The organism is Corynebacterium sp. TUM25020 (genome assembly GCF_056388495.1).
Map to the genome: position 1 here is coordinate 57,952 of NZ_JBWJFG010000007.1, position 19,099 is coordinate 77,050.

Below are 19,099 nucleotides of genomic sequence, written 5' to 3' on the forward strand. Positions count from 1 at the left end.
TAGTGGGGGAACACAGGGGATCTTCAGTACTGCAGGGGTCGGTAAGACATTAACCAAACTGCTACTGAGGAGTTCACATTAGCGCAGAAGCTCGCATCAACGACCGTATTCGAGTCCCTGAGGTCCGACTCGTCGGTCCAGGCGGCGAACAGGTCGGTATCGTCAAGACAGACGATGCGCGAAAGCTGGCCTATGAAGCTGACCTCGACCTTGTAGAGGTTGCACCGAACGCCAAGCCACCCGTGGCGAAGATCATGGACTTCGGCAAGTTCAAGTACGAGCAGGCCCAGAAGGCTCGTGAAGCTCGTAAGAACCAGCAGCAGACCGTGGTGAAGGAACAGAAGTTCCGTCCGAAGATCGACGACCACGACTACGAGACCAAGAAGGGCAACGTTATTCGTTTCCTGGAGAAGGGCTCGAAGGTCAAGGTCACGATCATGTTCCGCGGGCGTGAGCAGTCTCGACCGGAACTCGGGTTCCGCCTGCTGGAGCGCCTGGCCAACGACGTCGAAGAGTACGGCGTAGTTGAGACTCGTGCGAAACAGGATGGTCGCAACATGACCATGGTGCTGGGCCCGATCCGCAAGGGCAAGAAGTAGTAACAGAACTAGTTGTTAGAGGTTTTTCACCAATGAAGCAGAAGACTCACAAGGGCGCCGCAAAGCGCATCAAGATCACCGGCTCTGGCAAGCTGCGTCGCGAGCAGGCTAACCGCCGCCACCTGCTGGAGGGCAAGCCCTCCAAGCGCACTCGTCGCCTGAAGGGTACCGAGGACGTCGCTCCGGCTGACGTCAAGCGCATGAAGCGTCTGCTGGGCAAGGCATAGCGAAAGCCCACCTTTCCACCCCCATTCACCTCACCGCCTCATCGAGTAATAACCGCACTTCCGATAGTGCTTTTCGTGAGGCGTGCACAATTTAAAGAAAAGGAAGTATCACCGTGGCACGTGTCAAGCGCTCAGTGAACGCCAAGAAGAAGCGTCGCGAAGTACTGAAGTCCGCTAAGGGCTACCGTGGTCAGCGCTCTCGCCTGTACCGCAAGGCAAAGGAGCAGATGCTCCACTCCAAGACTTACGAGTTCCGCGACCGCAAGGCTCGCAAGAACGAATTCCGTAAGCTGTGGATCCAGCGCATCAACGCTGGCGCACGCCAGAACGGCATGACCTACAACCGTCTGATCCAGGGCCTGCGCCTGGCTGAGATCGAGGTTGACCGCAAGAACCTTGCCGAGCTGGCCGTCAACGATTTCGACGCTTTCACCGCTCTGTGTGAGGCCGCTAAGGCTGCCCTGCCGGAAGACGTTAACGCACCGGCTGCATCCTAAAAGCTAGCCGGAAGGCTTAGTTCACCCCTCATCCTGGATTTTCCAGGGTGGGGGTCTTTTGCGCATTTTGGACTTCTTGACCGACGGATTACCGATAGATTGAGGTAAAAGCTATCCCTTCGTTTCGCCAGTGTTTCCTGAGGAGATAACCCCCAATGAATGCGTACACACGACGATCTGCAGCAGTACTGCTTGCTCTTTCTCTCGCCGGATCCGTTACCGCCTGCAATATGAGCACAAACGAGGATGCCGAGCAGGCAGTCGAGAAAGCCTCGGAGAAAGCGCACGGCGGGGATACTGCTACCAACGAAAATGGCGCGGGCGAAGATCTTTCTTATGCGGACATGTCCAAGGAAGACTTCGCCGAACAAGCGGCGAAGGCTATCGACGACTGTCTGAAAAACACTACGGATTCCTCCCTTGTGCAGGCCATAGACGAGCTGCCCGACGAAGAGAAGAACCTGCTGAAGCGAGTCGATTCCGTGGAGCACTACGCGGAATTGAGTGATGAAGAAAAGGATCAGGTCTTTGAAACGGCCGACAAGATCTACAACATGCGTCACTACTTTGCGGGAGTCGATGAAATGAACACGGACGACCGTGGCGCATTCGTGGCGGGGCTGAACTTTACGCTGGATGCAATATGGCGCTTTACAGCTGGAAAGGGTGGTATGTCGGTCACCGCAGACCTCGAGAAGGCTGAGGTTGACGAGGGGCGCACGAAGGCCACCTTCCCGCTGGGATCCCTGGACATGAAAATGGGCGGAGTGCCGGGCAACCAGGGGGAGCCCATGACTGCGGTCGTTGAGGACGGTCAGCTCCGCGTCGATGGTCACTACCTCATCGAATTGGGCCAAGAGGGGCGGGGCGGAACCGTCACCAAGACCCATGTAGAAAATGGTGTGACCACGACGGAAGAGGCAACCCAACGTCTCTTTGAGGAGTAGGTGCCCTAAGCTGTGGGGTATGAACCCGCAGGATGCACAGGAAATTTTCACCGAACGAACCCCCCGTGTGGTCAACGCAGCCAAACTTCACCGTGCGGCTGCGCGCAAAAAGGCGGGGGTTTTCCTCGTGGAAGGGGAAAATAGCGTAGAGGCGGCTATTGCTACCGGCAGCGCCACGGATGTGTTTGTGACTATGGCGGCGGCCGAGCGTTTTGAGCCGATCATTCGTACCGCCGGATACCTCAATGTCTACGTTCACTACATCAACGACAAGGCCGCCAAGCATTTGGCTGATACCGCCACGACCACGGGTTTGTTCGCCGTGTGTAAGCCGGTTTTGTGGTCTGTCGCTAAGGCATTGACGCCGCAGCCAAGATTGGTGAGCGTTCCCGTGGAAACGAACGACCCCGGCAATGCCGGAACTCTCATCCGAGTGGCCGATGCCATGGGTGCGGATGCCGTGGTGTTCGCCGGGGAGACTGCTGATCCGCAGTCGTGCAAAGCTGCGCGTGCCTCCGCGGGATCGCTGTTTCATGTCCCTGTGGCACGTTCAACGAATGTGAAAGATGTCCTCGGCCAGCTGCGCGCACAGGGGCTACAGATCGTTGCCACTGCCGCCGACGGGGAAGTGAGTCTGGACGATGCGGGGGAGATCCTCGCCAAACCAACCGCGTGGCTGTTCGGCAATGAAGCGCACGGACTCGGGGAGGAACTGCTGGCGGAAGCAGACCTGCGGGTTTCCATCCCCATCCGGGGACGCGCGGAATCCTTGAACCTGGCCACCGCCGCTTCCATTTGCATGTATGAGTCGGCGCGAGCCCAAGCACAAAGTTAACTCGAGCTAACTCGAGCTAGCTAGAGCTATCTAGACCAAACTAGACACAGCGTCCGGTACAGCGGTTGGGTGGAAGACGAATAACCCCGGCTAGGTGCGAGGTCGCCCTCGCCGGGTATTATTGACCAGGTTAAGCCGTGCACGTAGACAGAGGAGCGCACACAAGTGACGGATTCCGCGGACACTCCCCAGGTAGAGCTCTCGGAGCAGAGCCTTAACGCTGCCGCCGACGCAGCGGAGAAGGCTTTCACCGACGCTGCAAATCTGGAAGAGCTGGCGGCTGCTCGCCGCGAGCACCTGGGCGACGATGCCCCCATTCCCGCAGCCCGCCGAAGCCTGGGCAGTCTGCCGAAGGAACAGCGCAAGGACGCTGGCCGCATGGTCAACATGGCACGTGGTCGCGTCGAAAAGTGTTTCGGGCAAGTTAAGGCAGAGCTCGAGCGTAAGCGCAATGAGGAAGTCCTGCGCGCCGAGCGTATCGATGTAACCGAACCGACGACACGTGGCCAGCGCGGCGCTCAGCACCCAATCACCATCCTGTCCGAACAGATCGCCGATATCTTCGTCGGCATGGGTTGGGAAATCGCGGATGGCCCGGAGGTTGAGGCGGAGTACTTCAACTTCGACTCCCTGAACTTCATTCCGGATCACCCCGCGCGAACGCTGCAGGATACTTTCCACATTGCCCCAGAGGGGTCTGGCCAGGTTTTGCGCACCCATACCTCTCCGGTGCAGATGCGTACGATGCTGTCCCGCGATCTTCCTATCTATATTGCTTGCCCGGGACGCGTATTCCGTACCGATGAGCTGGATGCCACCCACACTCCGGTCTTCCACCAGGTTGAAGGCCTGGCTGTTGATAAGGGTCTGACGATGGCACACCTGAAGGGCGCGCTGGATCACCTGGCTAAGACTCTGTTCGGAGAGGAAGCTAAGACCCGCATCCGCCCAAACTACTTCCCATTCACCGAGCCTTCCGCCGAGGTCGATGTGTGGTTTGCAGATAAGAAGGGTGGCGCCGGCTGGATCGAGTGGGGTGGCTGCGGCATGGTCAACCCCAACGTCTTGATCGCTGCGGGCGTAGACCCGGAAGTGTACTCCGGCTTCGCCTTCGGCATGGGCATCGAGCGCACCCTGCAGTTCCGCAACGGCCTGCCCGACATGCGTGACATGGTGGAGGGCGACGTCCGCTTCACCCTGCCATTCGGCGTCCGCGGTTAACCCATATTCACTCTTCAGAGCACCCCATTTAAAGCCCCAATAAGGATCTTTCGAACATCATGCTTATTTCCCAGTCGTGGCTGACCCGAATCCTGCAGACTTCCAACCCGCAGTGGAGCGTGAGCGCCGAGGAATTCGACGCTGGCTTCGTCCGCGTCGGCTTTGAGACCGAGGGCTACGAGGCGATCCCTGAGACCACCGGCCCACTGGTGATCGGTCGAGTAGAAAAGATTGAGGAGCTCACCGAGTTTAAGAAGCCGATCCGCTACTGCGATGTGAACGTCGGCCAAGCCAACGGCACTGGCGAGTTGCAGCACATCATCTGTGGCGCTCGGAACTTCGCCGAGGGCGACAACGTTGTTATCGCCCTGCCCGGCACGGTACTGCCCGGGCCTTTCGAGATCTCGGCGCGTAAGACCTACGGCAAAATCTCTGAGGGCATGATCTGTTCTGCGATGGAGGTTGGTCTGGCCAGCCAGCAAAACGCAGGCATCATGACTATTTCTGACGCCGATTTGGCCAGCGCCAACCTCCAGGTAGGCGACGATGCCCGTGGGCTGTTGGGTTTGCAGGACACTATTTTCGATGTGAATATCACCCCAGACCGCGGATACGCACTTTCGGCCAGGGGGCTTGCGCGCGAGTTGGCGTCGAGCTTTAACCTGCAATACCGCGACCCGGCGCAGGACCCGGCGGCAGCAGCGATGCGCGATGACCTTTTCGCCGGCCTGCCCGGCACGGGCGGTGAGGTTCAGGCGCTGAAGGTTGACGCGGACACGAAGTGTTCGAAGTTTGGCATGCGTAAGGTGCGGGGAATTGATCCGAAGGCGGAATCTCCGCTGTGGCTGCAGCGAGAGCTGATGCTTTGTGGCCAGCGACCTGTGAACCCGGCGACGGACGTGACGAACTACGTGATGTTCCTACTTGGCCAGCCGATGCACGCTTTCGATGCGGATAAGGTCAACGGCGAATTGCACGTTCGTCTGGCAAATAAGGGGGAGAAGCTCACCACGTTAGACGATGTGGAGCGCACCCTGGATCCGGAAGACGTTGTGATCGCCGATGAGTCCGGTATTCAGTCCCTGGCTGGCGTGATGGGCGGATCGACCTCCGAGATTTCCGATGAGACCACCAACGTGCTGTTTGAAGCCGCTCACTGGAATCAGATCACGGTGGCACGTACGTGCCGTCGCCACAAGCTGTCCTCCGAAGCGTCGCGTCGGTTTGAGCGTGGCACGGATGCGGCGGTTATCGAGGACGCGCTGGACTTCGCTGTTGCACTGCTGGTGAACATTGCCGGCGGCGAGGTGGAGGAGGGGCGCACCCTGTTCGGTGCAGTGCCCGAGATGCCGACGATCACTATGCACACGTCGCGCCCAGGTAAGACTGCGGGCATGATCTATCCCGACGGCACCACTATTTCCCGCCTGCGTGAGGTGGGCTGTGAGGTGCGTGAGACAGGTTCGCGGGACGACAATGGTGCCCGCGAGATCGAGGTGACCCCGCCGAGTTGGCGTCCTGACCTGACGATGCCCGCCGACCTAGTGGAGGAGGTGCTGCGTCTGGAAGGGCTGGAGGATATTCCTTCTGTCGTTCCGACCGCTCCCGCAGGTCGCGGTTATACTCCGCGCCAGCGGATGCGTCGCAATGTGGGTAAGGCTTTGGCATGGGCCGGTTATGCAGAGATTCTGCCGAGCCCGTTCATTGCTAATGATGTATTCGACGTATGGGATCTGCCCGCTGATGATCCGCGTCGCGTGACGGTCAAGGTGCAAAACCCGCTAGAGAGCGATTACGCGCAGATCGGCACCACACTATTGCCGTCGATGATCGAATCGCTGCGTCGCAACGTCACTCGTGGTCAGCGAGATGCAGCCTTGTACGGCGTGGAGCAGGTTTCTGTTCCGAAGTCTGCCGAGCAGTTCTCGCCAATGCCTTCTGTTAAGCAGCGCCCGAGTGACGCCGAGCTGTCCGAGCTGCTGGATTCGCTGCCCGCACAACCACTTCATGTTGCCGTCGTCGCGACGGGTAATCGCCAGCTGCAGGGCACGTGGGGTGCGCCGGAAGCTTTCACTGCTGCGGATGCCATTGAATCTGCCCGTGTAGTCGCCCGCGCTGCCGGTGTGGAGATTACTCTGCGTAACGCCGAGTACCTGCCGTGGCACCCGGGCCGCTGTGCTGAGATCCTGGTGGGCGACAAGGTCGTTGGCCACGCAGGCGAGCTGCACCCGCAGGTCTGCGAGCGAGCCGAGCTTCCCCCGCGCACCGTGGCCATGGAGATCAACCTGGATGCGCTGCCGTTGGAGGAGACTTTCCCGCGTCCGGTGCTGTCTGCATTCCCGGCCGTTCTGCAGGACATTGCGGTTGTCGTAGATGAGTCCACTCCGGCGCAGGCGGTCGAAGATGCTCTTCGGGCTGGTGCGGGCGAGCTGTTGGAAGAGATTCGTCTTTTCGACGTTTATCGCTCTGAGTCCTTGGGCGAAGGCAAGCGTTCGTTGACTTTCAGCCTGCGTTTCCGCGCTGCAGATCGCACCTTGACGGAGGAAGAGGCCAGCAAGTCCCGCGAAGCAGCTCTGCAGGCCGCGGCGGAGCGTGTGGGAGCCACGCTCCGCGCATAGTTGCATAATTCCCACAATATTGAATAATTTGCATTCGTGGGTCACGTAGGGCAGAATCGTCCTATGTTGAAAATTGCAGTAGCAGGCGCCAGCGGGTACGCGGGTGGCGAAGCGCTTCGCCTCCTCCTCAATCACCCAGGCTACGGCGTGGACTTCGAAATTGGTGCGCTGACCGGCGGTTCTAATGCCGGCGCACGCTTCGGTGATCTCAACCCAGGGCTTCCCGCACTGGCGGATCGCGTGCTCGAGGCCACCACTGAGGATGTTCTCCGCGAGCATGATGCTGCAATCCTGGCTCTTCCGCATGGCGTTTCTGCCTCCCTCGACCTGCCGGAATCTATGAAGATCGTGGACTGCGGAGCTGACTACCGGTTAAAGAACGCAAATCATTGGGCACGCTTCTACGGCACGCCGCACGCCGGCACCCGCACCTACGGCATTCCGGAAATGCCGGGGCACCGAGAGGATATTGCGGCAACGAATTACGTAGCCGCCCCGGGTTGTTTCCCGACCGGCGCGACGATGGCTCTCATGCCAGCTATTGTCAGTGGCCTTATGGCTCCGCAGGTCAGTGTTGTATCCGTCACGGGAACCACGGGTGCAGGCAAGAAAGCGGCAGTGAACCTCCTTGGTTCCGAGACTATGGGGAACCTCCGTGCCTACGGTGTGGGAACCCACCGTCACGCCCCGGAGATCAAGCAGAGCGTGGAGGAACTCCTTCCTGCTGGTCACTCTTCGGACGACGTGCATGTCACCTTCACACCAGTACTCGCGCCGCTGACCCGCGGAATTCTCACCACAGTCACCGCTCCAGCACGAGGCCAGGCGAGCGATATCCGCCGTGCCTATGAGGACTTCTGCGCCGATGAACCCTTCCTGCACTTGCTGCCCGCTGGCCAGCAGCCGGAGGTAAAAAACGTCGTGGGCTCCAACATGGTTCACCTGCAAGTGGAAGTCGCCGACGGCATGATCATCGCCACCAGCGCCATTGACAACCTCACCAAGGGCACCGCCGGTGCTGCTATCCAATGCCTCAACCTGATGGTCGGTTGGGAAGAAACCGCGGGTCTTCCGCAGACGGGACTGTGATCCGACAATGAATAGCCCACAAGAAGCAAACCCAGACACCAGCACGGCGCAGAGTACCTCTGCAGAGCTCGGTGTGACTGTTCCCCGGGGCTTCAGCGCTGCCGCGGTGACTGCAGGCATTAAGCCTTCCGGTAAGTCGGATATGGCTCTGATCCGCAATGACGGTCCGGACACTATTGCTGCAGCAATGTTTACCCGTAACCAGGTCACGGCAGCTCCCGTGCGCTACACCAAGGCACATAACGATGGCAGCTTCCGTGCAGTGGTCGTCAACTCCGGAAATGCCAATGCCTGCAACGGTGCCCAGGGCGACAAGGATGCCCGTGCCACGGCGGATAAGGCCGCTGAGGTGTTGGGCTGCCAACCCAGCGACGTTGCCGTGTGTTCCACGGGACTTATTGGCGATGTGCTACCGATGGACAAGATCATCTCGGGCATTGATGAGCTCGCAGGAAATTTGGATCAGTCCATTGCGTCAGGAAACGCCGCCGCCCGTGCCATCATGACCACCGATCTCGTGGCCAAGGAAGCCGTCTACCACGGCGACGGCTGGTCCATCGGTGCGATGGGCAAGGGCGTGGGGATGATGGCTCCGTCACTGGCGACGATGCTGGTGTTCATTACTACCGACGCCCACCTTCCCAGTACCGAGATGGCCCAGCAGGCACTGGCGGGTGCGACCCCGACGACTTTCGACTGCATTGACATCGACGGCGCAACCTCCACCAATGACACCGTGCTGCTTATGGCCTCCGGTGCGTCCGGAGTGACCCCCGAAGCAGAGGAATTTAACGCTGCGATCCACCAGGTGTGCTTGGATATCGCGATGCAGCTGCAGGCGGATGCTGAGGGCGTCACAAAGAGAGTCTCCATCACCGTCGGCGGCGCAGAAACAGACGTGGACGCGCAGACCGCAGCTCGCGTCATTGGCCGCGACAACCTCTTTAAGTGTGCAATGTTCGGCTCGGATCCGAACTGGGGCCGCGTGCTAGCAGCAGTGGGAATGGCACCGGTGAAGATGAACCCAGAGGCTATCAGCGTGTCCTTCAACGGTCACCCAGTGTGCATCAACTCCACCGGTGCACCCGGTGCGCGGGCGGTCGACCTATCCGGTGCGGACATCGCTGTCGAGGTGGATCTTGGCGTAGGCGAAGGGCGCGCGACGGTATGGACCACCGACCTTTCGTACTCCTATGTAGAGATCAACTCTGAGTACTCCACCTAGCACTCCACCTATCGCTTCATCTGGCATGCACCCAGACTTACAAAAGCACCCTGCACCAAGAATCGAATGATTAGGGACTAAGCACCAATGACTTCCAATCACCCGCCCATCGATACCACCGGGCTGACCCCCGAAATGCGCAGCCACGTGCTGGCCGAAGCGCTGCCCTGGTTGCTGCATTACCGCGACAAAATCGTGGTGGTGAAGTACGGCGGCAACGCGATGATCGACGAGGATCTCAAGCGAGCATTCGCCGCCGACATGGTCTTCCTACGCGCTATTGGTGCCCGCCCGGTCGTGGTGCACGGCGGTGGCCCGCAGATCAACGACATGCTGAAGACCGTCGGCCTGGAAGGCGAGTTCAAGGGCGGCTTCCGTGTAACAACCCCGGAGGTCATGGAATACGTTCGCATGGTGCTCTTCGGCAAGGTCGGACGCGAGCTCGTTGGCCTGATTAACGAGCACGGCCCATACGCCATCGGCACCTCGGGTGAGGACGCGGGACTATTCACCGCCTCCAAACGCACCATCACCATCGACGGGGAAGATGTGGATCTTGGGCGTGTGGGGCAGATCGAACACGTCAATGCAGAAAGCTTGCTAGATCTCATCGACGCAGGCCGCATCCCCGTCGTCTCAACGATCGCTCCCGATGACCAAGGGCGCATCTACAACATCAACGCAGACACGGCTGCCGGTGCATTGGCTGGTGCCCTGGGAGCCGAGAGACTGATCGTGCTCACGAACGTTAAAGGCCTATACACAGACTGGCCGAACAAAGATTCGCTCGTTTCCAGCCTCACCCCGGAGCAGCTTTCCGACCTGCTCCCTAACCTGGATTCCGGCATGGTGCCGAAGATGGAAGCCTGCCTTGACGCCCTGCGTACCGGGGTGCAGGCCGCACACGTCATCGATGGTCGAATCCCGCACTCCGTACTCTTGGAGCTAATGACCACCGGCGGCATTGGCACCATGATCTGCCCTGCAGATTGGGAGGATGTAGACGGAACCGAGATTCCCGCCGCTATCAACTACCGGGAGGACTTGTCATGAGCCAGCACATGAACTCCACTGACTGGCAGAGCCACTGGAACGCCGCTCTGTTCGAAACGTATGGCACTCCGCCGCGCGAGCTCGTGTCCGGTCGCGGAACCGTCGTCACCGACGCAGAGGGTAACGAATATCTCGACCTGCTCTCCGGCATCGCCGTCAATGCTCTAGGGCACGCTCACCCTGCCATTGTCGACGCCGTATCGAATCAGATCGCCACGCTCAGCCACACGTCGAACCTTTTCGCCCACCCGCAGGTGATCAAACTCGCGGAGCGGCTCAAGGGACTGGTGGGGGAGCAGGCCGCGGAGGCGCGCGTGTTCTTTTCCAACTCCGGAGCAGAGGCCAACGAAGCGGCCTTCAAGATCGCCCGCGCTACGGGAAGAACTAAAATTCTGGCTGCCGAGCGTGGCTTCCACGGTCGCACCATGGGTGCGCTCGCCCTGACCGGCCAGCCTGATAAGCAAGAACCTTTTAAGCCGTTGCCCGGCGGAGTGGAGTACTACCCCTACGGCGATATCGCGGCTCTCCGGGAGCTGGCGGACGATGACACCGCCGCAATCTTCCTGGAACCAATTCAAGGAGAGACCGGCGTGATCCCCGCGCCGGATGGATTCCTGGCCGCCGTACGTGAATTGTGCGACGAGCACGGCATTCTCATGGTCGTCGACGAGGTACAGGCGGGCATGGGGCGCACCGGCCAGTGGTTCGGCTTCCAGCACGAACCCGATGTGCTGCCGGACGTTATCACCATGGCCAAGGGACTGGGCGGTGGCCTGCCGATCGGTGCAACGCTGGCCCTACCGAAGGCACAACTCCTGGCCAAGGGCATGCACGGAACCACCTTCGGCGGTAACCCCGTGGTCTGTGCCGCTGCGAATGCGGTGATCGACACGATTGAGGCCGAGGATCTCTTGTCCAACGTCGCTACCCAATCGCAGGCTTTCCGCGACGGTCTGGTCGACCACTCCAGCGTGCAGACGATCCGCGGGCGAGGGCTCATGCTGGGCATCGTGCTGGATGAACCGCTGACACTCGACCCTCTTGATTACGGGCTGATTGTGAACAAACCCCAGCCCGACGTGATCCGCATTGTTCCCCCGCTGAACATCTCGGCTCAGGAGGTGCAGGGTGGCGTCACCAAGATAAGGCAGATGCTGGACGACAACCGCGAACAGAGCGAACAGAGCTCGAGTAAAAAGAGCTCGAGTAAACAGAACTAAGGAACACCACATGACGAACTCCCTTAACAATGGGCTGCTGCGCCACATGCTGGCCGACGATGACCTCACCCCGGAAGAGCAGGCCGAAGTGCTGGCATTGGCCGAGGAACTGAAGGACAATCGCTACGGCAATGGCTATCGCAACCTACTGGAACGTCGCTCTGTCGCAGTCTTGTTCGACAAGACCTCTACGCGCACGCGCTTTTCTTTTGACGCCGGCATCACCGAGCTGGGCGGCAATGCCATCGTCGTAGACAGCGGCAGCTCCCAGATGGGCAAGGGCGAGACCTACCAGGACACCGGCGCGGTACTGTCCCGTTACGCCACCGCTATCGTGTGGCGCACCGGTGCCCACGACAATCTGCACCAGATGGCAGAGACCGCGAGCGTTCCGATTATCAACTCACTGTCCGATGACTTCCACCCCTGCCAAATCTTGGCGGATCTCGTGACCATCAAGGAACACAAAGGAAAGCTCCAGGGGCTGAGTGCCGTGTACTTTGGCGACGGTGCGAACAACATGGCAAACAGCTACATGCTGGGCTTTGCCACCGCGGGAGTGAACATCACCATCGCCGCACCGAAGGGTTTCCAGCCTGATGCAGAGTTCGTTGAGCGAGCGCAGAAGCGGGCGGAGCTGACCGGTGCGACCGTTACCGTAACGGATAACGTCGATGCCACCGGCGCAGATGTGGTGATCACCGATACGTGGCTGTCGATGGGACAGGATGCCTCCGAGGATCGCAGTGCGCTGCGCCCATACCAGGTTGACGAAAAACTAATGGGCACCGCCAAGGACGATGCGATCTTCCTGCACTGCCTGCCGGCCTACCGCGGCAACGAAGTGACTACCGAGGTGATCGACGGGCCACAGTCTGTGGTCTTTGACGAGGCGGAAAACCGCCTGCATGCACAAAAGGCGCTGATGGTATGGCTTCTTCGTTAACCCGCACAGCACGGCAGGACATGATCGGGCGCATCATCGGCGCCGAGAAAGTAGCCAGCCAGCGCCAGCTGCTCGGCATCCTCGTCAACCGCGGCATCGACGTCACGCAGGCAACGCTGTCTCGCGACCTGGTGGATTTGGGTGCCAAGAAAGTGCGTGTAGGAGGAGAAGTCTACTACTCCCTCTCCGACGATGTACGGGTGGACGGGCCGGACAAGCTGCGACGAGTGCTGGCAGAATTGCTGGTTGACCATGACCACTCGGGAAACATCGCGGTGCTGCGTACTCCGCCAGGTGCGGCACAGTACCTGGCCAGCATTCTGGACCGCTCGGATGTTAACCGGGTGGTGGCCACCATTGCCGGTGACGACACTGTGTTTGTCCTGGCGCGAGAGCCCCTCAACGGCAAGGAGCTGGGGGAGTATTTCTTCCACCTGGCACAAAGCTAAAATCAAATAACGGATAACAAAAAAGAACCCAAGAGAATCTTTCGAAGGGAAGCGTAGAGAAGAATGAAGGATCGCGTAGTACTCGCATACTCCGGCGGACTCGATACCACCGTTGCTATCAGCTGGATTGCCAAGGAGCGCAACGCTGAGGTCGTCTGTGTCTCCATCGACCTGGGCCAGGGCGGCGAGGACATGGAGACCGTCCGCCAGCGTGCACTGGGCGCCGGCGCTGTGGAGTCCATCGTCGTGGATGCCCGCGATGAATTCGCCAACGACTACTGCTTGCCGACGATCAAGGCCAACGGCATGTACATGAAGGAGTACCCGCTGGTCTCCGCTATCTCCCGCCCGCTGATCGTGAAGCACCTGTCCGAGGCTGCTGCTGAGCACGGCGGCACCGCTGTCGCCCACGGCTGCACCGGCAAGGGGAATGACCAGGTTCGTTTCGAGGTCGGCTTTGCCAACACCGCGCCGGATCTGGACATCATCGCCCCGGTTCGTGACTACGCTTGGACCCGTGAAAAGGCCATCGCCTTCGCTGAGGAAAACGGTATCCCGATCGAGCAGTCCAAGAAGTCCCCGTTCTCCATCGACCAGAACGTTTGGGGCCGCGCCGTGGAGACCGGCTTCCTGGAGGACCTGTGGAACGCACCGACCAAGGACGTGTACGCCTACACCGAAGATCCAGGTCTGGGTCAGGCTCCGGACGAGGTCATCATCTCCTTCGAGGCCGGCAAGCCCGTTGCCATTGACGGCAAGAAGGTCACCGTTCTGGAGGCCATTGAGGAACTGAACCGCCGTGCTGGTGCACAGGGCGTAGGCCGTCTGGATATGGTCGAGGACCGCCTGGTGGGCATCAAGTCCCGCGAGATTTACGAGGCACCGGGTGCCATGACCCTGATCCGCGCTCACGAGGCACTGGAGGCCGTCACGATTGAGCGCGAGCTGGCCCGTTACAAGCGCGGCATCGATGCTGAGTGGTCGAACCAGGTGTACGACGGCCTGTGGTTCAGCCCGCTGAAGCGCTCCCTGGACGCTTTCATTGAGTCCACCCAGAGCCACGTCACCGGCGACATCCGCCTGGTACTGCACGCAGGATCCATCACCGTCAACGGTCGCCGCTCCAGCAAGTCCCTGTACGACTTCAACCTGGCCACCTACGACGAGGGCGACTCCTTCGATCAGTCCATGGCTCGAGGCTTCGTGGAGCTGCACGGCCTGTCCTCCAAGATCGCCTCGAAGCGCGACCTGGCAAACTAACCGCTCAACAACGGCTAATAGGAAAAGAAAGGCAGCATTTCCAACCATGACCACCGAGGCACACGGCACAAACGAGGGCGCCCTGTGGGGTGGCCGCTTCTCCGGCGGCCCGACCGAGGCGATGGCCGCCCTGTCGAAGTCCACTCACTTCGATTGGGTTTTGGCTCCTTATGACGTGCTGGCCTCGCAGGCTCACGCACGGGTGCTGCACAAGGCCAACCTGCTGAGCGACGAGGATTTTGATACCCTCATCGCCGGTCTACAGAAGTTGGGCGCCGATGTCGCGGACGGTTCGTTCGGACCGGATCCCAGCGACGAGGATGTCCACGGCGCCATGGAACGCGGCCTGATCGATCGCGTCGGCCCCGAGGTCGGCGGTCGACTGCGTGCGGGACGCTCCCGCAATGACCAGGTGGCCACCTTGTTCCGCATGTGGCTACGCGACGCGATCCGCGACATCACCGCTGGTGTCCTGGATGTTGTCGATGCGCTGGTCGCCCAGGCAGACCGCCACCCGGAGGTCATTATGCCGGGCAAGACTCACTTCCAGGCCGCCCAGCCGGTACTCCTGTCTCACCAACTATTGGCGCATGCACAGCCGCTGCTGCGCGATGTTCAGCGTTTCCAGGATCTCGACAAGCGCCTCGCCGTGTCCCCTTATGGTTCCGGCGCGCTGGCGGGTTCTTCTCTGGCGCTCGACCCGGAGGCCATCGCGCAGGAGCTCGGGTTTGACTCTGCTGCGGATAACTCTATTGACGCCACGAGTTCACGCGACTTCGCATCTGAGGCAGCCTTTGTGTTTGCCCAGGTGGCAGTGGATCTTTCCCGTCTTGCCGAGGAAATCATCGCCTGGTCCACCCCGGAGTTCGGTTATGTCACGCTTGCTGATGAGTGGTCGACTGGCTCGTCCATCATGCCGCAGAAGAAGAACCCGGATGTGGCTGAGCTTATGCGTGGCAAGACCGGCCGCTTGATCGGTAATGCCACCGGCCTGCTGGCCACGCTGAAGGCCATGCCACTGGCTTATAACCGCGATCTGCAGGAGGACAAGGAGCCAATTGCGGATTCCGTGGCTCAGTTGAACCTGCTGCTGCCCGCTATGGCCGGCCTGGTGGGCACCCTCACTTTCCACCCGGAGCGCCTGCGCGCACTCGCTCCCGCTGGCTTCACCCTGGCTACGGATCTGGCGGAGTGGATGGTGCGTCAGGGTGTTCCGTTCCGCGTTGCTCACGAGGCCTCTGGTTCCTGCGTGCGCATCGCTGAATCTCGCGGTGTGGATTTGGTGGATCTCACTGACGAAGAGTTGGCGGGCGTGCACGAGGCACTGACCCCTGAGGTGCGCGAGGTGTTGACTATCGACGGTGCAGTAGCTTCCCGCTCTACCCGCGGTGGCACCGCGGGTGTGCGCGTGGCAGAGCAAAAGGAGCGCGTACGCGAGGCAGCGAACGAAAACCGCACGTGGGCCGAGAAGACCCGACTGGTTTAGATCTCTACCCCGTGCTCATTCGCCCCGCCGGGCAGGTTGTGCAAGCGCACTCCCTGCCCGGCGGCGTGCTGTTCAAAGCGTTCGACAAAGCTCGCAGAACGCTTCCCCGATGCGCAGTAGATCACGACGTCGGCGTTAGGTTCTTCAGCCCCGATACTGTCAAGGAGCTGTTCCGCCAGCTCCGACTGTTCGCTCCACACCGAGGTGGGCAGGTGATAGCCAGGGTGGATGGCGAATGTCGGCAGATCCTTGATGGCTTTCTCTCCCGGTTCACGCACATCAATCGCGACCGCCGCGCCACTTTCAAGATCGTGTAGCAGCGAAGTTGCCTCTCCCGTTTCCACCTCATTGCTCGACGGCTTCACCGCGCAATCTGACGCTTCTGTAGCCACGATCTTGGTAACCAGCTGCCGTTGAGGATCAGCGGTGACGTTGAAATGCTGAATACTGGCGCTAAGGGCGTCATAAATATGCAGCTTCCCAACCTGCTGTATGCGCGCGGACGGATCGCGCAGAAACTTGATGGTTTCGGTGGCCATGAGACCGGCGACAACGGAGGTCGTCACGCCTAGCACTCCGGCGGTCGCGCAGTCCGGCACACTGTCGGGATCCGGCTGGCTGGGGTAGAGGTCGCGCATGCCGACACCTCGACCATCCGGTTCTGCGGTAGAACCCGACCACCAGACGGCCACGTCACCGCGATAACGCAGCACGGAACCCCATACCAGGGGAGTGCCGGTGGCCTCGGCGGCATCTGCGGCGAGGAACTTCGTCGCGAAGGTATCGGAGCCGTCGATCAACACGTCCACGCCATCTAGCAGTTCAGCGGCATTGTCAGCGCCAAAACGCCCGTGGAGACCACTAAAACGCAGGCCGGGCTGCAGCTCCCGCAGCCGTGCACCCGCGACATCCACCTTCGCCCGGCCAACGTCGCTGGCGCCGAACAGGATCTGGCGGTGAATATTGGTGATATCCACCGTGTCATCGTCAATGACGGAGATATGACCGACTCCCGCCGCTGCCAGTGATTGCATCAGCGGGCAACCGAGCCCACCCGCTCCAATCACCAGCACATGCGCCTCGTGTAGGCGCTCCTGTTCCCGCAGTCCGTGGCCGGGAAGGATCGTCTGCCGTGCCACGCGCTTTAACTCCGCTGCGGGCAGTGTTGTGTAATCACTGAGCATTACAGAACCTCGTCAGCCCAGCCATCCCAGCTGGCCAGACCATCGAAGCTGGAGGAAGCAAGTGCGCCCTGCGCGTGCGTACGCTGCGGGATGCGTCCCGCTTCGCGTGCCAACCGTCCGGCTTCCACAGCAGCTTTCATGGCCTGTGCCATCGCAACCGGATCCTGGCAGCGATTGACTGCGCTAGCCAGTAGCACACCGGAGCAGCCCAGCTCCATCGCAAGTGCTGCGTCGGAGGCCGTACCCACGCCTGCGTCCAGCAGCACCGGAACCTGTGCGCGGGAGCAGATCAGTTCAATGTTGTGAGGGTTCAAAATGCCTAGTCCAGTGCCGATCGGGGAGCCCAGCGGCATGACGGCATCCACGCCTACGTCTTCCAGTCGCCTGGCAACCACCGGGTCGTCGCTGGTGTAGGCCAGCACCACAAAGCCCTCGGCCACCAGCATTTCGCAGGCATCCACCAGCTCCACCACGTCCGGCAGCAGTGTGTGGTCATCTGCGATAACTTCCACCTTCACCCAATTGGTTCCCAATGCTTCGCGTGCCAACTGGGCCGTCAACATCGCATCGCGTGCAGTCTGGCACCCGGCGGTATTCGGCAGAACGTCGATATTCAGGCGATTTAGCAGCTCGAATACGCTCTCGCCGCCTCCCGTAGTCTGCGCACTGTGCCGGCGCATCGCCACCGTCGTCAGCTGAGTCCCGCTGGCCACCAGCGCTTCTTCCAACAGCGCTTGGCTGCTGGATCCACCGGTTCCCATGATGAGGTGTGAGTCGAATTCCTTATCCGCGATCTTCAGCATTGTCTTCTCTCTAGCCGCCCTGTACGGCGATCAGGATGTCGACGGCGTCACCTTCCACAAGTGCGCGCCCCCAGTCACTGGCCGGTACGACGGAACGATTGACCGCTACCGCAACTCCCTTTGCACCCTCGACATCAGAAACCTCGCGGCCGGTTTCCGCGGTTACGACCTCGGCTACGGTCGGTGCAGTATCTGCCGACCGCGGCTCGTCATTGACCGTGTAGTTCATGGATTCTCCTTAGATCTTTTTCACAGCGCCTGCGGCTTTTGCCTCTAGGCATGTCGCAGTGGCGCGCAGTCGGTCAGGTTAATCTCCGGTTCCAACGTAGGAACCGGCAGGCCCATTCCCAATGCTGCCCCCACTGTAGCCCCCAGTGCGGACAGCAGAATGCCGTGGCGGAAGTAGCCGGTGGAGACGACCAGCTTGTCATCAACCTTCCCCAGGTAGGGCAGGTCATCCGGGGTGCCCGGTCGTTCGCCGGTGATCGCCTCGATAAACTCGCACTCTTGCAGTCCGGGCACAATCCGGATCGCGTCGCGCAGCAGCGTGTAAACCCCGTCTACCGCCGGGCCGCGACGCGCGTCTTCCCGGCTGGTTGCGCCCACAGCAATGGTTCCGTCGGTACGGGGGATGATGTACACCGGTCGATCCTCCACGAACCCCCTGATAACGCGCCCTGCTGGGGAGTCCATTCCTTCGGGTACCCGCAGTCGCAGCATGTCGCCACGCACCGGGCGCAGCTTCAGCGGTGAGTGCTCGCCCTCGTACCAACCATGTACCTGCCCGGCACCTAACCCGTTGCACAGGTACACCATGCCTGCGGTATATGTCGCCCGGTCGGTTGTCACGGTTCCGGCTTGGCCGTCCACGCGGTTCACGCACTCGTCGAAAATGGTTACGCCCATGTTTTGCAGAGCATCCAGCAGTGCCGCGCAGTACATCCGTGGGTTCACTTGATGGTCGCCGGGGATTTCGACCACGCCGGAAAGCTGTGGACTGAGGCCTCTCTCTATCTTCCGCGCTTGGCGGAGTGGCAGCCGCTGCACTTCCATTCCATGCCCGTGCTGGTGATCGGTCAGCTCGGTGAGGTGTCGCGCGTCCGCCCGATCTGCTCCTACCACGAACGTTGATTCTGTTCTGTGTCCGGTGCTGCACGTAGTTTTCTCGCTCAGCCGTTGCAGCAGGTCGTCGTACAAGTTTTTGGACGCCACCATCAGCGGGTATAACGGCTCCTGTTTGTACTGCACTTCGGCCACTGGAGCCAGCATGCCTCCGGCGACGAAAGAAGCCCCACTGATAGGGGCCGGGTCGATCACTGCCACGGTCGCCGGATCTGCCCCGAAGTCCACGAGTTTGAACGCGGTGGATAGGCCGACAATTCCAGCTCCTACCACGATATGGGCATAGCGCTGGGAACTGACGGGACTGGGATTAGTCAC

The 19,099-nt window shown here is 60.6% G+C and carries 19 protein-coding genes; 15 read left to right on the top strand and 4 right to left on the bottom strand.

The features are described 5' to 3' along the window. Positions 1 to 77: 77 nt before the first annotated feature. From infC to argH, 15 genes are all read left to right on the top strand, one after another. Complete coding sequence (gene infC, locus AC05K6_RS08390; RefSeq protein WP_080716109.1) at positions 78 to 599, top strand: translation initiation factor IF-3; 522 nt, start codon at positions 78 to 80, stop codon at positions 597 to 599. 32 nt (positions 600 to 631) lie between these two features. Beyond that, positions 632 to 826 (top strand): 50S ribosomal protein L35, encoded by a 195-nt coding sequence (gene rpmI, locus AC05K6_RS08395; RefSeq protein WP_269955193.1) that lies wholly within the window; start codon positions 632 to 634, stop codon positions 824 to 826. Between the two features lie 113 nt (positions 827 to 939). Next, on the top strand, positions 940 to 1,323 hold the full coding sequence (rplT, locus tag AC05K6_RS08400; RefSeq protein ID WP_011273437.1) for a 50S ribosomal protein L20: 384 nt from the start codon (positions 940 to 942) through the stop codon (positions 1,321 to 1,323). A 155-nt stretch (positions 1,324 to 1,478) separates the two neighbouring features. Continuing rightward, on the top strand, positions 1,479 to 2,270 hold the full coding sequence (locus tag AC05K6_RS08405; protein WP_293791969.1) for a hypothetical protein: 792 nt from the start codon (positions 1,479 to 1,481) through the stop codon (positions 2,268 to 2,270). Positions 2,271 to 2,289: 19 nt separating this feature from the next. After that, positions 2,290 to 3,105, top strand: a complete 816-nt coding sequence (locus tag AC05K6_RS08410) for a TrmH family RNA methyltransferase (protein ID WP_293791967.1) — start codon at positions 2,290 to 2,292, stop codon at positions 3,103 to 3,105. Positions 3,106 to 3,270: 165 nt separating this feature from the next. Next, the gene (gene pheS / locus AC05K6_RS08415; RefSeq protein ID WP_476728303.1) at positions 3,271 to 4,326 is read left to right on the top strand and encodes a phenylalanine--tRNA ligase subunit alpha; all 1,056 of its coding nucleotides are present in this window, start codon (positions 3,271 to 3,273) and stop codon (positions 4,324 to 4,326) included. A gap of 59 nt (positions 4,327 to 4,385) precedes the next feature. Then, entirely contained in the window at positions 4,386 to 6,944 is a 2,559-nt protein-coding gene (gene pheT, locus AC05K6_RS08420; protein ID WP_476728304.1) for a phenylalanine--tRNA ligase subunit beta, read from the top strand. A 63-nt stretch (positions 6,945 to 7,007) separates the two neighbouring features. Beyond that, complete coding sequence (gene argC / locus AC05K6_RS08425) at positions 7,008 to 8,033, top strand: N-acetyl-gamma-glutamyl-phosphate reductase (RefSeq protein ID WP_293791963.1); 1,026 nt, start codon at positions 7,008 to 7,010, stop codon at positions 8,031 to 8,033. 7 nt (positions 8,034 to 8,040) lie between these two features. Beyond that, on the top strand, positions 8,041 to 9,258 hold the full coding sequence (gene argJ, locus AC05K6_RS08430) for a bifunctional glutamate N-acetyltransferase/amino-acid acetyltransferase ArgJ (protein ID WP_476728305.1): 1,218 nt from the start codon (positions 8,041 to 8,043) through the stop codon (positions 9,256 to 9,258). Positions 9,259 to 9,345: 87 nt separating this feature from the next. After that, positions 9,346 to 10,311, top strand: coding sequence for an acetylglutamate kinase (argB, locus tag AC05K6_RS08435; RefSeq protein WP_476728306.1), 966 nt, complete (start codon positions 9,346 to 9,348; stop codon positions 10,309 to 10,311). Beyond that, the gene (locus AC05K6_RS08440) at positions 10,308 to 11,531 is read left to right on the top strand and encodes an acetylornithine transaminase (RefSeq protein ID WP_476728307.1); all 1,224 of its coding nucleotides are present in this window, start codon (positions 10,308 to 10,310) and stop codon (positions 11,529 to 11,531) included. Before argB ends, AC05K6_RS08440 begins: the two co-directional genes overlap by 4 nt. 10 nt (positions 11,532 to 11,541) lie before the next feature. Then, positions 11,542 to 12,477, top strand: coding sequence for an ornithine carbamoyltransferase (gene argF, locus AC05K6_RS08445; protein ID WP_476728308.1), 936 nt, complete (start codon positions 11,542 to 11,544; stop codon positions 12,475 to 12,477). Next, complete coding sequence (gene argR / locus AC05K6_RS08450; protein WP_293791956.1) at positions 12,462 to 12,926, top strand: arginine repressor; 465 nt, start codon at positions 12,462 to 12,464, stop codon at positions 12,924 to 12,926. The genes argF and argR overlap by 16 nt, the downstream gene beginning before the upstream one ends. Before the next feature lie 63 nt (positions 12,927 to 12,989). Beyond that, positions 12,990 to 14,186, top strand: a complete 1,197-nt coding sequence (locus tag AC05K6_RS08455; RefSeq protein ID WP_293791954.1) for an argininosuccinate synthase — start codon at positions 12,990 to 12,992, stop codon at positions 14,184 to 14,186. Positions 14,187 to 14,232: 46 nt separating this feature from the next. Continuing rightward, a complete protein-coding gene (gene argH, locus AC05K6_RS08460; protein ID WP_476728309.1) occupies positions 14,233 to 15,672 on the top strand; it encodes an argininosuccinate lyase in 1,440 nt (479 codons plus the stop codon). On the opposite strand, the gene AC05K6_RS08465 is transcribed toward argH, so the two are convergent. Genes AC05K6_RS08465 through thiO form a run of 4 tightly spaced genes read right to left on the bottom strand, consistent with a single transcriptional unit; the run spans position 15,669 to position 19,099 of the window. Next, positions 15,669 to 16,856: a ThiF family adenylyltransferase gene (locus tag AC05K6_RS08465; protein WP_476728310.1), complete on the bottom strand. Its 1,188-nt coding sequence runs from the start codon at positions 16,854 to 16,856 to the stop codon at positions 15,669 to 15,671. The two genes, argH and AC05K6_RS08465, sit on opposite strands and share 4 nt — an antisense overlap. Beyond that, on the bottom strand, positions 16,856 to 17,659 hold the full coding sequence (locus AC05K6_RS08470; protein ID WP_293791951.1) for a thiazole synthase: 804 nt from the start codon (positions 17,657 to 17,659) through the stop codon (positions 16,856 to 16,858). The genes AC05K6_RS08465 and AC05K6_RS08470 overlap by 1 nt, the downstream gene beginning before the upstream one ends. 10 nt (positions 17,660 to 17,669) lie before the next feature. After that, entirely contained in the window at positions 17,670 to 17,888 is a 219-nt protein-coding gene (gene thiS, locus AC05K6_RS08475) for a sulfur carrier protein ThiS (RefSeq protein ID WP_476728311.1), read from the bottom strand. Positions 17,889 to 17,932: 44 nt separating this feature from the next. Further along, on the bottom strand, positions 17,933 to 19,099 hold the full coding sequence (gene thiO / locus AC05K6_RS08480; protein WP_476728312.1) for a glycine oxidase ThiO: 1,167 nt from the start codon (positions 19,097 to 19,099) through the stop codon (positions 17,933 to 17,935).

What these genes read in the sequence shown, in the direction of transcription:
- AC05K6_RS08440 (WP_476728307.1), top strand. Translation starts at nt 10,308, where the DNA reads ATGAGCCAGCACATGAACTCCACTGACTGGCAGAGCCACTGGAACGCC.
- argB (WP_476728306.1), top strand. Translation starts at nt 9,346, where the DNA reads ATGACTTCCAATCACCCGCCCATCGATACCACCGGGCTGACCCCCGAA.
- thiS (WP_476728311.1), bottom strand. Translation starts at nt 17,888, where the DNA reads ATGAACTACACGGTCAATGACGAGCCGCGGTCGGCAGATACTGCACCG.
- argJ (WP_476728305.1), top strand. Translation starts at nt 8,041, where the DNA reads ATGAATAGCCCACAAGAAGCAAACCCAGACACCAGCACGGCGCAGAGT.
- AC05K6_RS08465 (WP_476728310.1), bottom strand. Translation starts at nt 16,856, where the DNA reads ATGCTCAGTGATTACACAACACTGCCCGCAGCGGAGTTAAAGCGCGTG.
- pheT (WP_476728304.1), top strand. Translation starts at nt 4,386, where the DNA reads ATGCTTATTTCCCAGTCGTGGCTGACCCGAATCCTGCAGACTTCCAAC.
- argH (WP_476728309.1), top strand. Translation starts at nt 14,233, where the DNA reads ATGACCACCGAGGCACACGGCACAAACGAGGGCGCCCTGTGGGGTGGC.
- rpmI (WP_269955193.1), top strand. Translation starts at nt 632, where the DNA reads ATGAAGCAGAAGACTCACAAGGGCGCCGCAAAGCGCATCAAGATCACC.
- argF (WP_476728308.1), top strand. Translation starts at nt 11,542, where the DNA reads ATGACGAACTCCCTTAACAATGGGCTGCTGCGCCACATGCTGGCCGAC.
- AC05K6_RS08455 (WP_293791954.1), top strand. Translation starts at nt 12,990, where the DNA reads ATGAAGGATCGCGTAGTACTCGCATACTCCGGCGGACTCGATACCACC.
- AC05K6_RS08410 (WP_293791967.1), top strand. Translation starts at nt 2,290, where the DNA reads ATGAACCCGCAGGATGCACAGGAAATTTTCACCGAACGAACCCCCCGT.
- argC (WP_293791963.1), top strand. Translation starts at nt 7,008, where the DNA reads ATGTTGAAAATTGCAGTAGCAGGCGCCAGCGGGTACGCGGGTGGCGAA.
- AC05K6_RS08470 (WP_293791951.1), bottom strand. Translation starts at nt 17,659, where the DNA reads ATGCTGAAGATCGCGGATAAGGAATTCGACTCACACCTCATCATGGGA.
- AC05K6_RS08405 (WP_293791969.1), top strand. Translation starts at nt 1,479, where the DNA reads ATGAATGCGTACACACGACGATCTGCAGCAGTACTGCTTGCTCTTTCT.
- argR (WP_293791956.1), top strand. Translation starts at nt 12,462, where the DNA reads ATGGCTTCTTCGTTAACCCGCACAGCACGGCAGGACATGATCGGGCGC.